The organism is Pseudomonas sp. 9Ag (genome assembly GCF_902506445.1).
Classification (GTDB): Bacteria; Pseudomonadota; Gammaproteobacteria; order Pseudomonadales; family Pseudomonadaceae; genus Stutzerimonas; species Stutzerimonas stutzeri_AB.
Genome location: NZ_LR733836.1, coordinates 913605 through 926387 on the forward strand (window position 1 = coordinate 913605; position 12783 = coordinate 926387).

General features: G+C 60.7%; 13 protein-coding genes. 5 read left to right on the top strand and 8 right to left on the bottom strand.

What is annotated here, in order from left to right:
* Positions 1–77: 77 nt before the first annotated feature.
* From ALTERO38_RS04195 to puuE, 5 genes are all read right to left on the bottom strand, one after another.
* Complete coding sequence (locus ALTERO38_RS04195) at positions 78–1331, bottom strand: urate hydroxylase PuuD (protein WP_159967382.1); 1254 nt, start codon at positions 1329–1331, stop codon at positions 78–80.
* Between the two features lie 137 nt (positions 1332–1468).
* Positions 1469–1993, bottom strand: a complete 525-nt coding sequence (locus tag ALTERO38_RS04200) for an ureidoglycolate lyase (RefSeq protein ID WP_159967383.1) — start codon at positions 1991–1993, stop codon at positions 1469–1471.
* A gap of 67 nt (positions 1994–2060) precedes the next feature.
* Entirely contained in the window at positions 2061–3056 is a 996-nt protein-coding gene (alc, locus tag ALTERO38_RS04205) for an allantoicase (RefSeq protein WP_159967384.1), read from the bottom strand.
* 38 nt (positions 3057–3094) lie between these two features.
* A complete protein-coding gene (uraD, locus tag ALTERO38_RS04210; protein ID WP_102837959.1) occupies positions 3095–3610 on the bottom strand; it encodes a 2-oxo-4-hydroxy-4-carboxy-5-ureidoimidazoline decarboxylase in 516 nt (171 codons plus the stop codon).
* Positions 3607–4539: an allantoinase PuuE gene (puuE, locus tag ALTERO38_RS04215; RefSeq protein WP_159967385.1), complete on the bottom strand. Its 933-nt coding sequence runs from the start codon at positions 4537–4539 to the stop codon at positions 3607–3609. The genes uraD and puuE overlap by 4 nt, the downstream gene beginning before the upstream one ends.
* 358 nt (positions 4540–4897) lie before the next feature.
* Between puuE and uraH the strand changes: the two genes are divergently transcribed.
* On the top strand, positions 4898–5251 hold the full coding sequence (gene uraH, locus ALTERO38_RS04220; RefSeq protein ID WP_159967386.1) for a hydroxyisourate hydrolase: 354 nt from the start codon (positions 4898–4900) through the stop codon (positions 5249–5251).
* A 190-nt stretch (positions 5252–5441) separates the two neighbouring features.
* Here the strand turns inward: uraH and ALTERO38_RS04225 are convergent, their stop codons facing one another.
* The gene (locus ALTERO38_RS04225; protein WP_159967387.1) at positions 5442–6068 is read right to left on the bottom strand and encodes a LysE family translocator; all 627 of its coding nucleotides are present in this window, start codon (positions 6066–6068) and stop codon (positions 5442–5444) included.
* A 175-nt stretch (positions 6069–6243) separates the two neighbouring features.
* Positions 6244–7590, bottom strand: a complete 1347-nt coding sequence (locus tag ALTERO38_RS04230; RefSeq protein WP_102837956.1) for an NCS2 family permease — start codon at positions 7588–7590, stop codon at positions 6244–6246.
* Between the two features lie 367 nt (positions 7591–7957).
* Between ALTERO38_RS04230 and ALTERO38_RS04235 the strand changes: the two genes are divergently transcribed.
* The 4 genes from ALTERO38_RS04235 to ALTERO38_RS04250 all read left to right on the top strand — a co-directional run bounded on the left by ALTERO38_RS04235 (position 7958) and on the right by ALTERO38_RS04250 (position 11525).
* Positions 7958–8713, top strand: a complete 756-nt coding sequence (locus ALTERO38_RS04235; RefSeq protein ID WP_019340774.1) for a GntR family transcriptional regulator — start codon at positions 7958–7960, stop codon at positions 8711–8713.
* 398 nt (positions 8714–9111) lie between these two features.
* On the top strand, positions 9112–9783 hold the full coding sequence (locus ALTERO38_RS04240) for a metal ABC transporter ATP-binding protein (protein ID WP_178114628.1): 672 nt from the start codon (positions 9112–9114) through the stop codon (positions 9781–9783).
* Between the two features lie 41 nt (positions 9784–9824).
* Positions 9825–10643: a metal ABC transporter permease gene (locus ALTERO38_RS04245; protein ID WP_178114567.1), complete on the top strand. Its 819-nt coding sequence runs from the start codon at positions 9825–9827 to the stop codon at positions 10641–10643.
* 9 nt (positions 10644–10652) lie between these two features.
* The gene (locus tag ALTERO38_RS04250) at positions 10653–11525 is read left to right on the top strand and encodes a metal ABC transporter substrate-binding protein (protein WP_159967390.1); all 873 of its coding nucleotides are present in this window, start codon (positions 10653–10655) and stop codon (positions 11523–11525) included.
* A 15-nt stretch (positions 11526–11540) separates the two neighbouring features.
* On the opposite strand, the gene ALTERO38_RS04255 is transcribed toward ALTERO38_RS04250, so the two are convergent.
* Positions 11541–12512 (bottom strand): IS110 family transposase, encoded by a 972-nt coding sequence (locus ALTERO38_RS04255; RefSeq protein WP_128122069.1) that lies wholly within the window; start codon positions 12510–12512, stop codon positions 11541–11543.
* Between the last annotated feature and the right edge of the window lie 271 nt (positions 12513–12783).

Below are 12783 nucleotides of genomic sequence, written 5' to 3' on the forward strand. Positions count from 1 at the left end.
TCGCCTGGTGCAGCGCGGCTTGAGCGTTGAAGAGGTGAAAAAAAGCCGCGCTCGAAAGCGCGGCTGGTGAGCGGCGATCAGTCGATCGGCGCGCCCTTGTCGATCCAGGCTCCGAGCAGATCGCGCTCTTCCTGGGTCATGTTGGTCATGTTGCCCAGCGGCATGATCTGGCTGGCCACGGCTTGCGCATGAATCTTCGCAGCCTGCAGGCGGATCTGCTCAGGCGTATCGAACATCACGCCCGCGGGTGCTGCGCTGAACAGCGGGCTGCTCGGTTGCGCGGCGTGGCAAACGGTGCAGCGCTCGTTGATCACCCGATGAACCGCGGCAAACTCGCTGTTGCCGGCTTGCGCGGCCGGCGCTACCGCAGCGGCCTGCTGGGCTTCGAGGCTTTGCTCGCGCGGGCTGGTTGGCACCGCATTGGGCACGCCACCCTGGCGGTTCGGCGCAGTGACGAACGCCAGACAGATCATGCCAACCGCAGCAGCAGGCAGTGTCCAGGCGAAGCGATTGCTGTCATGACGGGTGTTGAAGTAGTGACGCACCAGCACCGCGAGTACCGAGATACCGGCCAGGATCAGCCAGTTGTACCGGCTGCCGTAGGTGCTCGGGAAGTGGTTGCTGATCATGATGAACAGCACCGGCAAGGTGAAGTAGTTGTTGTGGCGCGAGCGCAGCAGGCCCTTGGCGGGCAGCAATGGGTCCGGCGTGCGGTTCTGCTCGATAGCGGCTACCAGCGCACGTTGTGCCGGCATGATGATGCGGAACACGTTGCCGACCATGATGGTGCCGATCAGCGCGCCGGTGTGGATGTACGCCGCACGTCCGCTGAAGACCTGCGAATAGGCCCAGGCAGCGAAGATCACCAGGACGAACAGGATCAGGCCGAGCAGTGCGGGCTTCTTGCCAAGCGGCGAGTCACAGAGCAGGTCATAGACGAACCAGCCGACGATCAGCGAGCCGAAACCGATGGCAATGGCCATCGCTGGGGCCATGTCGCTACCCGGCGCGATCAGGTAGAGCGAAGGGTTGAGGTAGTAGACCACCATCAGCAGGGTCACGCCCGACAGCCAGGTGGTGTAGGCCTCCCACTTGAACCAGTGCAGGTTGTCCGGCATTTGAGGCGGTGCCAACTTGTACTTTTCCAGGTGGTAGATGCCGCCGCCGTGAATCGCCCAGAGATCGCCCGACAGGCCGTCGCGGGGGTTGGCGCGGTTAAGGTTGTTTTCCAGCCAGACGAAATAGAACGACGCACCGATCCAGGCGATGCCGACGATCATGTGAATCCAGCGAACAGTAAGGTTCAGCCATTCGGTCAGATGTGCTTCCACGATAATTACCTCTTGCACGGCTGGCACGCCAACCGTTGTTTCTTCTTATTCGACTCGTCGCAAGTGTTCCGCTTGTTCTGAAGCACGCATGTCTGGTGTCGGCTAGTCCACAGCCGCGCCGGTCATGCCCGCGCTGATCAATCGGTTGCCTGGCCGGAGTCCCGGTGGGGGTCGAGGAGAAGCTGCTCGTCCTCGGTGAAAAAATGCTCGTCGCAGTTGTTGCCAGAACCGCTGCGATCGACCACCAGGAATTCATCCCGCTTTTCGATCGTCAGCACCGGGTGGTGCCAGACGCCGCGGTGGTAATTGACGCCCTGCCTGCCGTTGCTGCGGAAGGCGCGGACGTTACCCGGTACAGGTGCATCGCCAAGTGGCGCGACCACGACCAGAAAGGGGTTGCCGAGCAGCGGAATGAAAGCCTGGCTGCCCTGCGGGTGTCTTTCGAGCATGCGAATGACCAGCGGCATTTCCAGCGCGTCGGCGGCGAAAATGCTGATGATGGCCTGGTCGTCCGGCTGCGCGGTCTCGACCGACGCCAGCTTGTGATAGCGGCGGGTGGAACCGTTATTGATCATGAAGTAGTCGCTGCCTTCGGTTTCGATGACATCACCGAAGGGGGCAAAGGCTTCCTTGGTCAGCGGTTCGATCTTGAGTGTGCGCATAGGGACTGCTCTGTTTGGTGTTTATGTAGGAGCGAGCTTGCGAGCAAGCTCGCTCCTACAGGAGTTTTTACTTCACTGCCTTGCCGAACAACCGCAGACGGCTGACGCCACCGTCGGGGAAGATGTTCAGGCGCACGTGGGTGATCGGACCGAGCTTGGCGATCTGCTCGCTGAACTCGTGTTCGGCGTGCATTTCCAGCTTCTGGCTCGGCAGCAGTTCACGCCAGAACAGGCTCTGGGTCTCGATCTGGCTGTCGGTGCCGCCTTTAACAAAGGCCGCCTGGATGTTGCAGCTGTCCGGGTAGTTGCCTTTGAAGTGCAGGGTGTCGACGACGATGCGCTCGATTTCTCCAGGGGTGCCCAGCGCGACGATGACCCAGTCGTTGCCCGGCGTGCGGCGGCGGGCGGTTTCCCAGCCGTCGCCCATGTTGATGCCGCGACCCGGGTTGAGGATGTTGCTCATGCGACCGAAATGCTCGTCGGAGCAGGCCAGTGCGCGGCCGCCATTGAGTGCCGAGGCCAGGTCGAGCTGCTCGTTGTCGCCAACCGTGCTCCAGTCGCGGTACGGAATGCCGTGCACGCGCAGACGGGCGACGCCGCCGTCCGGGTAGATATTGAAGCGCAGGTGGCTGACCGGCTTGTCGAACGCGATCTCGTGGTAGTGATGGCTGTTGCCTTGCAGCTCTACCGCGGGAAGGATTTCAGTCCACTGGGTGGTGTCGTCCGGGTCGCCTTCGGCGAGGAAGCAGGCTTCCAGTGAGGCGGACGGCGGGAAGTTACCGGTGAAGAAGCTGGTGTCGATGTCGACGCCCTTGATCGAGCCGGGCACGCCGAGGCGAATGACCGCGTGGTCGTAGCCTTCGAAGCGCTTGCGGCGCGACTCCCAGCCGTCCATCCACTTGCCGTTGTCATCGAAAACGCCCTCCTTCCATACGGCCGGCGTCGGCTGGAACAGCCGGTTGACGTCGGCGAACCAGTCGTCGGTGACGGAGATGGCCTTGGTGCCCAGACGGGCGTCGGCCAGGTTGACGTATTTTTCGAAAGGTACGGCGTAGCTTTTCATACGTTGTTCTTCTCTTCGTGTCGTCTGATGGTGCTTGCTTACATCGCCTGCAGACGGAACAGGGCGATCTTGTTGATTTCGGCCAGGGCGCGGGCGAATTCCTGCTCTTGCGAGTTATTCATGCGCTCCTCGAAAGCGGCGAGGATCTGGTGCCGGTTACTGCCCTTGACCGCCATGATGAAGATGAAGCCGAACTTGGCCTTGTAGGCATCGTTCAGTTCGGTAAAGCGGGCGAACTCTTCAGCCGTGCATTCATGAATCCCGGCACCGGCCTGTTCGGCGGTGCTCGATGCGGTCAGTTCGCCGCGTACGGCTGCCTTGCCGGCGAGGTCCGGGTGAGCGTTGATCAGTGCCAGCTGGGTGTCGTGGTGGGCTGACAACATCGCCTGCGACATGCGGGTGTGCATCACCTCGACGTAGTCCAGCGTCTCGTCCACCCCGGCCTGATAAACAGTGTCGGCAACCCACGGCGAGTGCTCGTAGACATCAGCGAAGGTCGAGATGAAGGCGTCGCGGTCCAGGGTGGACGGCTTGATGGTCTTGAACGGGGTCATAGGCTGCGTTCCTGAGTAAGCGGGTGAGTCGAGTGCCAGTGGCGGGCTATGTCGACACGGCGGGCGAACCACACCTGCTCGTGGCCCTTGGCGTACTCGATGAAGCGCTGCAGCGCGGCAAGACGTGCGGGACGGCCCAGCAAGCGGCAGTGCATGCCAATGGACAGCATCTTCGGCGCGCCTTCACAGCCTTCGGCATAGAGCACGTCGAACGCATCCTTCAGGTAATTGAAGAAGTCGTCACCGGTATTGAAGCCCTGCACTTGGGTGAAACGCATGTCGTTGGTGTCCAGCGTGTAGGGGATCACCAGGTGTGGCTTGTTGGGCGTCGATTCCGGGTCCCAGTAGGGCAGGTCGTCGTCATAAGTATCGGAGTCATAGAGGAAGCCGCCTTCCTCGCGCACCAGCCGGCGAGTATTCGGCCCGGTGCGGCCGGTGTACCAGCCCAGCGGACGCTCGCCGGTGATGTCGGTAAGGATGCGGATGGCTTCCTGCATGTGCTCGCGCTCTTGCGCTTCATCCATGTACTGGTAGTCGATCCAGCGATAGCCATGACTGCAGATCTCGTGCCCGTCGGCGGCCATGGCCTTGATTACGTCCGGGTGACGCTGCGCGGCCATCGCTACGGCGAAGATCGTGAGCGGAATGTCGTTCTTGCGGAACAGCTTGAGCAGGCGCCACACCCCGGCACGGCTTCCGTATTCGTAGAGCGACTCCATGCTCATGTTGCGCACGCCCTGCAGGGGCTGGGCTGACACCATCTCGGATAGGAAGGCTTCGGATTCCTTGTCGCCATGCAGTACGCAACGCTCGCCGCCTTCTTCGTAGTTGAGCACGAACGACAGGGCGATACGGGCATTGCCCGGCCATTGCGGATGGGGTGGATTCTCGGCATAGCCGATGAGGTCGCGAGGGTAGTCTGCGCTCACTGTTGTTATTCCTTGTTTGATCCGCGGGTTACCGCTGTGAAGTGCGGGCAACCGTCATGGCTCAATTGTATACAAAAAGTTTTGCAGTTTGTAAATCAAAAATCTCGACAAGCCGACCGTCTGAACCCGGTGTCTTGGCATTCACCTCATGACGTTCATTGCATAGTCTGCCGGCTAGAGCCTTGCCATCTGATGCTGACCAGCAGGAACTGAGCCAAGGTGAGAGTTTATAAACTGTGTACAATTTCTGCCGAAACTGTCTTTGTTTTTTCTTGCGGGATGCTATGCTCGACTCACTCCACCACTCACCCACCAAGAGGAGGCGGGCATTGGCGGCCAATCGCTGATGCTGGAATCTATGGGACGTTTGACTACTCATGTACTGGATGCCGCTCACGGCTGCCCAGGCAGCAATATCCGCATCGAACTCTATCGCGTTGAAGGCGAGCGCCTGGAGCTGGTGATCACGCGCCAGACCAACAGCGATGGCCGCTGCGACTCACCTCTGCTGGACGGTGACGACTATCGTTCCGGCGTCTATCAGCTGCAGTTCTCGGCGGGCGACTATTACCGCGGACGCGGCGTAACGCTGCCCGAGCCGGCTTTTCTCGATGTGGTGGTACTGCGCTTCGGCATCAGCGCCGAGCAGGATCATTACCACGTGCCGCTACTGATTTCGCCTTACAGCTACTCGACTTATCGAGGCAGCTGATGGCATCTGCCGTGCCGTTATCGGTACGGCGGTTACCTCTCCCATGCGTGAAACCTTGACTCTCCTGAGTCCCCGGACCCGCCTCTAAGGCGGGTTTTTTTTGAGGTGGGCGTTCGGTGGCGTCTGACCGCTGTTGGGTCAGGCCAGGAGGGTGGGTAACGCGAAGCCTACCCACGGCTTCATGGAACCCTCACCGACTCATCAAAGAAGCCGCTCCCGCGCCTCCAAACAGAGCAGCGCTGGTTCGGTTGAACCAAACCTGCCCCTTTCCGGTGCGCAGGTAGCGCGACGTGCCATGCGCTCCCAGCCCGTACGCCAGCTTGCAGCAGAGGTCCAGCACCGCCCAGGTCAGGATCATCACCAGCAGCTGCGCCATGAAGGGCCGATCCGCACTGAGGAATTGCGGCAGGAAAGCCGCAAAGAACAGGATGTCTTTCGGGTTGCTGGCACCCAGGCCAAACGCGCGCCAGAACAGCTGGCGAAAGCGCGGGCTGACCTCAGCGGTCGCCACACTGGGGGCGTTGGCGGGGCGGCGAGATTCCTGCCAGCTCTGCCAGGCCAGATAGAACAAGTAGAAGGCGCCGATGATTTTCAGAACGCTGAATACCTGCTCCGACGCCAGCAGCAGCGCCCCAAGGCCCAACGCCGAGGCGCAGAGCAGGCAGATCGAGGCGCTAACCCCGCCGACGAAGGCCGGCCAGGAACGTCGGAGTCCGTAGTTGAGACTGTTACTGATCATCAGCAGCGACAGCGGGCCGGGGATCAGGATGACCACCAGCGCCGCGCTCGCAAACAACAACCAGGTTTCCAGGCTCATTTCGGCACTCCTCGGTAGGCAATAAGAAAAATGTACGTAGCGGGGGTGAGCTACCACGCGGCTGTAACGATAGGGCAAGTTGTATCACCACCACAGTTCTACCAACCGCAATCCGCAGGCTTCAAAACGTCAAAAAGCCCCACCGCCGGAACGGTGGGGCCACTGGTTCGCCTGATTAAAGAAAGGCGAACTTGGCGATGAAGATCACACACAACACGTACAGGCTGATCGAGACCTTGTCGCGCTGTCCGGTCAGCAGCTTGAGCGTCGCATAGGTCAGGAACCCCAGCGCGATGCCATTGGCGATGGAGAAGGTCAGCGGCATCATCACCACGGTGACGATAGCCGGAATGGTGTCGGTGTGATCCTTCCAGTCGATATTGGCCAGACCGCTCATCATCAGCATCGCGACGTAGATCAACGCCCCCGCAGTGGCATAGGCAGGGATCATGCCGGCCAGCGGCGCGAAGAACATCGCGATAAGGAACAGTGCGCCGACGGTCACCGCAGTCAAGCCGGTGCGTCCGCCCGCGGCAACGCCTGAAGCGCTTTCCACATAGCTGGTCACCGGCGGACAGCCTACGAAGGCACCCACGACGCTGGACGTGCTGTCGGCTTTCAGCGCGCGGGAGAGGTTCTGGATCTTGCCGTCCTCATCCACCAGGTGCGCACGGTGCGCGACGCCCATCAGGGTGCCGGCGGTATCGAACATGTTCACGAAGAGGAACGCGAGGATCACGCTGACCATCGCGACATTCAGCGCGCCGGCGATATCCATCGCCAGCCAGGTCGGCGCCAGGCTGGGCGGCATCGACACCACGCCGTTGTACTCGACCAGACCCATTGCCCAGCCGATGCCGGTCACCACCAGCATGCTTAGCAGGATGGCACCGAAGACGTTGCGGTGGCTGAGCACGGCGATCATCAGGAAGCACACCGCCGCGAGCAGGGCAGTGGGCTCGCCGAACGAACCCATGGTCAGCAGGGTGGCAGGGCTGTCGACAACGATGCCTGCGGTCTTGAGGCCAATCAGCCCTAGAAACAACCCGACCCCGGCGCCCATGGCGAAGCGCAGGCTCATTGGAATGCTGTTGAGCAACCATTCGCGCAGGCGGGAGAGGCTCATGATCATGAACAGGATGCCGGAGATGAACACCGCGCCAAGCGCGATCTCCCAGCTGTAGCCCATCTCACCGACCACGGTGTAGGTGAAGAACGCGTTGAGGCCCATGCCCGGTGCCAGGCCCACCGGCCAGTTGGCGTACAGGCCCATCAGGAGGCAACCGAGGGCCGCCCCGATGCAGGTGGCGACGAATGCGGCGCCGTGGTCGATACCCGCATCGGCCATGATGTTCGGGTTGACGAAGATGATGTAAGCCATGGTGACGAAGGTCGTCAGGCCGGCTAGCAACTCTGTCTTGATAGTGGTTCGGTGAGCACTGAGTTTGAAGAATCGGTCGAGCAAGCCGGGGTTTTTCGGCTGCAGGCCGAGGGCCGGCTGTTCCTGCTTGGTGGTTTCCACAAGGTGTTCCTCATCGTTCTTGTTGTCTATCACCTAGAGCAGTGCTCTCGAGGGCAGGTGATGGTGGGGCGCTTTCATTCGGTTTGTTGACCGAAAGGTCAGAAAGGCTTGACGCGATTATGCTTTTGTATACAAGAAATGCAACAGGCATTTCGGTGACTATGGCGTATTCACTGTTCTCGTTAAGCAATGTTGAGGTGAAAGAGCACGCAGTAGGGCGTCTTCTCGACATTCTGGAATATTTCTGGATTCACTGATTGTGCACAATAAAAAGCGCTTTATTTCCTTGTTTCGCTGTTGGCGACTCCCAGCTGCGTAACGAAAGGCAGTAAAGTTCGATCTGCCGACAATTCCGACGCGAGTCACCATGAACGAACAGTTGCAGCCTCTGAAAAAGCCGACACGAAGCGGCAAGGCCCGTACCGGGACCCAGGACGACATCGTTTACGCCCACATCTTTGATGCAATCCTTGAGCAGCGACTGGCGCCGGGCACCAAGCTCAGCGAAGAGGCGTTGGGCGAGATTTTCGGCGTGAGTCGCACCATCATTCGTCGCGCCTTGTCACGGCTTGCCCATGAAGGCGTGGTGCTGCTGCGGCCCAATCGCGGCGCGGTAGTTGCCAGCCCGAGCGTCGATGAAGCGCGGCAGATTTTCTTTGCCCGGCGCATGGTGGAGCGGGCGATTACCGAGCTGGCCGTGCAACATGCCAGCGCTGAGCAGCTGAGCGAGCTACGGCAAATGGTGACCGACGAGCAGGACTGTTTCGCCCGCGGCGATCGCGGCGCTGGAATCCGTCTTTCCGGGGAGTTTCATCTGAAGCTGGCCGAAGCGGCGAAGAACGCGCCGCTGGTGAGCTTCCAACGCAGCCTGGTGTCGCAGACCTCGCTGATCATCGCGCAGTACGAAAGCGGCAACCGCTCGCATTGCTCGTTCGATGAGCACAACGAGCTGATCGACGCCATCGCCGCGCGAGACAGCGAAAAGGCGGTGCGCCTGATGATGCATCACATGGATCACATCGACAGCAAGCTCAACCTCGATGAAGACAGCGCATCGGATGATCTCCATGCGGTATTTTCGCACCTGGCCCTGGCCAAGAAAAAGCCGCGTACTGCCCGCTAGCGTTCGTCCAGCTTCAAGTGGAATTGGCTCGGTGCGTCTCTGACGGCCGAGCCGCTGAAGGCACAGCTCTCACCTTTCAATCGGCTGTACGCTGAACTCGATCTCCTTCGGACAGCGCTTCGCTAAACGTCCCGCCATCCAGCGTTAAGTCAAAAAAGCCCACCAATTTCTGTCTCGTTCGTTTGAGGCTGCACACGGTGCTGGTCGGCCCGCTATCCGTTTACCAGTTTTAAGTGCTGCCGGGCTCGCCACGCTGCGCCTCAATCCCTAGCGGTGCATATCGCCGTTGTGCGGGACGATCACGATGCGCATAATGTTATGTTATAACTAGTACGTTAGGCGCTTCCGCTTGTACGGTCGAACGGTGTGTTGCGGGTGCTGGAATATCCGAGGTGATGATGATTCAATTCCATGGTTTGCAATGGGGCGCGGCCGGGCGAGCGCTGACGCCGCCGCTGGATCTCGCGCTGGAGGCTGGAAGCCTGACGGCTGTGATCGGTAGCAATGGATCAGGAAAGAGCAGTCTGCTCAAGGTGATCGCCGGGCTGGATCGGCCGGTTGCGGGGCGGATCGATATTGGCGTTCCACTTCTGGGTGGGGTGTCTTATTTGCCTCAACAGCAGCATGTCGACCGGCAATTTCCGATTCGCCTGGCTGAACTGGTCAGCGGCGGTTTCTGGCGTAGCCGTCTCGGGCGTGCCGAGCGCCAGACACGTTTGAAACAAACGTTGGCGGATTGGGGCCTATTGGATTTGCAAACCCAGGGCCTGCACGCATTGTCCGGCGGGGAATTACAGCGGGCGCTGTTGGCGCGCCTGAGTCTGACTGACGCCCAGGTGCTGTTGCTGGATGAGCCAGAGGCGGCGCTGGATGACGTGGGGCTGCGGTTGCTCTGGCAGCATATTGAGCGCTGGCGGCAGCAGGGAAGGACACTGGTTTTGGTCAGCCACAACCTTGCAGGTCTTAGCGAAAAGCGCTGCGGCGGCTTGCTGATCGCTCGCAATGGGTGCATCGCCGCGCCCATCCAGCAGTTCATGGCCGATCGCCAACGGCTTGGGCAGGTCGCGTGACGCTCGATGTGTTGTGGTCGCCATTTACTGAATTCGCCTTTATGCGCCGCGCTCTGTTCGGTGGCGTGGCGTTGGCCTGCAGTGCCGGACCACTGGGTGTGTTTCTCATCCTCAGGCGGATGAGCCTGATCGGAGATGCCATCGCCCACGGCATCTTGCCCGGCGCGGCATTGGCGTTCTGGTTGTTTGGTTTGAGTCTGCCGGCGCTGACCCTCGGCGGCCTCGTCGCCGGGCTGGGAATGGCGGGCGCTGCGGCCTGGGTCAGTCGGCGAACTGGCCTACGTGAAGACGCCAGTCTGGCTGCGCTCTATCCCATTTCGCTCGCCAGTGGCGTGCTGCTGCTCGGACTGGCGGGTCGCAAGCTGGATCTGCTGCACCTGTTGTTTGGCTCGGCACTGGCGGTCGACACGACCACACTGGTGGGCATGCTCGGCACGGCTGTGTTCAGCCTGCTGGTACTTGCACTGACTTACCGCGCGCTGGCGCTGGACAGCCTGGATCCGCTGTTTCTGCGTAGTGTCAGCCGCTTCGGGCCGCTGGCGCACGCGGCCTTCCTCACGCTGGTCGTGCTCAATCTGGTCATTGGTTTCCAGGCCATCGGCGCGCTGATGGTGGTTGGGCTGATGATGTTGCCTGCCGCTGCGGCGCGCTTCTGGAGCAGACGGTTGCCGGTGCTGCTGCCGCTTGCTGCGCTGATTGGGGCCGTGTGCGTATGGCTGGGGCTGCTGCTCTCCTTCCATGCCAGCCTGCCCAGTGGGCCGTGCATCGTGCTGCTAGCCGGCGCCTTCTATCTGTTTTCGGTCGTGGCTGGGCCTGTTCAAGGCCTGCTGCGCTCGCGCGCTTTTCCCATCACCGTCTGAGGTTTCATCATGCGATACCTGTTTTTTGTGCTCACGCTGTGGCTGCCGCTTTCACTGCATGCCGAGGAAAAGCTCAATGTCGTCACCAGCTTCAGCATTCTCGCTGACCTTGCCCAGCAAGTCGGTGGTGATCGGATTGAACTGACCAATCTGGTCGACGCGGATGCCGATGCGCATGTTTATGAGCCCAGCCCGGATGACGCCAAGGCACTGCTGCGGGCCGACCTGATCGTCGCCAACGGTCTCGGTTTCGAACCCTGGTTGGAGCGGCTGCTGGCCAGTAGCGAGCCTGCGGGCAAGCGCATCAACGCTAGTGCTGGCGTCGTTCCGTTGATGCTGGAGAAAGACGGCGAACAGGTACCGGATCCGCATGCGTGGCAGAGCCTGACCAACGCCGAGATCTATGTGCGCAACATCACCAAGGCGCTCGTGCAACTCGATCCGGATAACCGAGAAGACTATGAAGCGCGACGTGATGCTTACCTTGCCCGGCTGCATGCCTTGCTGAAGACGGCTGACGCTCAGATCGCGAGCTTGCCGTCCAGTCAGCGCAAGGTCGTGACCAGTCATGATGCGTTCGGCTATCTGGGCCAGGCCTGGCAGCTGGAGTTCATCGCGCCGCAGGGACTGTCGACTCACGACGAACCTTCGGCGGCCGAGGTGGCGGCGTTGATACGTCAACTACGCAGCGAAGGTGTGCGAGCGGTGTTCGTCGAGAACATCCGTGACCCGCGTTTGATCGAGCAAATCGCCGAAGAAGCAGGCGCCAAAGTCGGCGGCACCCTTTACTCCGATGCGCTGGCCAGCGAAGGGCCGGCTAGCACCTATCTCGGTATGTTCGAGCATAACCTCGACACCCTAATGGCAGCGCTGAAGCGGTAGATACCGTCTTCCCCATTACCGAGCAAGGGCCAGTTGAGGGTCGAAACGCTGGCCCGATTTAAGTACCCCATAGGCGATGTGCAGCAGCTTGCGCATCGCTGCACAGACGATTTGTTTTCCGGATTTTCCTTTTGCACTCAGACGCTCGCGTAGAGCACTAATGGCCGGGTTGTGTGTGAGCGAGCAGACCGCCGGCATGTAGAGTCCAGCCCTCAAGCGAGACGATCCTGTGCGGGATATGCGCGTCTGGCCCTTGTAGGAGCCAGACTCCTGAAGGCGGGGGTTCAGCCCGGCATAAGCGGTGATCGCGCGTGAGCTGGCGAAGCGTAGCGGATCGCCCAGCTCAGCCAGCAACAGGGCTGCGGAACGCTCGCCGATGCCATCAATGCTGGTCAGCAGGTCGCGTTTGTTGCGCAGGTCCGGGTCATCATCGATGTGGTCTCGGATCGCACGTAGCGTCTCTCCGATCTGCCGCTCGACATGGTGCAGCACTGAGTAGATTGAAGCCTGCACACTAGCGTCGGCCAGATCCAGGCGGTTGCGTTCCATTTGTTGGATCTCCTGCAGATCTTCCAGGCGCCGCACTAATGCTTTCAAGCGCCGGACGGCGGGAGGCTCAGGCTGCCAGGCCCGCAGATCACCCTGGTGCCGCTCGCCATACTCAGCGATGAGTTTGGCGTCGACTTTGTCGGTCTTTACGCGCTGGAGCTGGCTTCGAGCGTAATAGGCGACCTGTGCAGGATTGAGCACGCAGACCTGATAGCCTTTATCGTGAAACCAAGTCGCGAGCGCTTCATGGTAAGCGCCGGTCGCTTCCATCACGATCCAGGCTTGGGCATTGGCGTGCTTGAGCAGCCACTGCTGGAGCGCTTCGAAACCGGCCACCTCGTTTGGCAATTTGGCCTTGGTGCGGTACTTGCCATTGGGCTGCTGGGTGGCGATGTCGAACGTGCGTTTGGCGATATCGATGCCGATGACGCTGGGCATAAGTCCTCCTGCTGGTTCAGAAAGATCAACACTTCACTCAGCTCTACCTTGCTGATGCGAGCTCTCGCCGGAGGCGGGCTCTGGATACCGTTCGAGCTGTAAGAGTGAGTATGGAAGGCCGCAGCGCTATCTACGTCGCAGGCTCAAAGCCTAAGGGTGGATACGGCTTCCTGGCCTTCCCCCGATGATCAGTCGGGAACTATCACCCCAACATAGCGTGGTAGTCGAGATACAAGGGTGGATCACGCGATCCGGGCGTTGATCGAGCTCG

Excerpts from the sequence above, each read along its gene's own strand:
- uraD (WP_102837959.1), bottom strand. The coding sequence starts at position 3,610 with ATGACCCCGTTCAAGACCATCAAGCCGTCCACCCTGGACCGCGACGCC.
- ALTERO38_RS04235 (WP_019340774.1), top strand. The coding sequence starts at position 7,958 with ATGAACGAACAGTTGCAGCCTCTGAAAAAGCCGACACGAAGCGGCAAG.
- ALTERO38_RS04240 (WP_178114628.1), top strand. The coding sequence starts at position 9,112 with ATGATTCAATTCCATGGTTTGCAATGGGGCGCGGCCGGGCGAGCGCTG.
- ALTERO38_RS04255 (WP_128122069.1), bottom strand. The coding sequence starts at position 12,512 with ATGCCCAGCGTCATCGGCATCGATATCGCCAAACGCACGTTCGACATC.
- alc (WP_159967384.1), bottom strand. The coding sequence starts at position 3,056 with ATGAAAAGCTACGCCGTACCTTTCGAAAAATACGTCAACCTGGCCGAC.
- ALTERO38_RS04225 (WP_159967387.1), bottom strand. The coding sequence starts at position 6,068 with ATGAGCCTGGAAACCTGGTTGTTGTTTGCGAGCGCGGCGCTGGTGGTC.
- ALTERO38_RS04250 (WP_159967390.1), top strand. The coding sequence starts at position 10,653 with ATGCGATACCTGTTTTTTGTGCTCACGCTGTGGCTGCCGCTTTCACTG.
- uraH (WP_159967386.1), top strand. The coding sequence starts at position 4,898 with ATGGGACGTTTGACTACTCATGTACTGGATGCCGCTCACGGCTGCCCA.
- ALTERO38_RS04245 (WP_178114567.1), top strand. The coding sequence starts at position 9,825 with ATGCGCCGCGCTCTGTTCGGTGGCGTGGCGTTGGCCTGCAGTGCCGGA.
- ALTERO38_RS04200 (WP_159967383.1), bottom strand. The coding sequence starts at position 1,993 with ATGCGCACACTCAAGATCGAACCGCTGACCAAGGAAGCCTTTGCCCCC.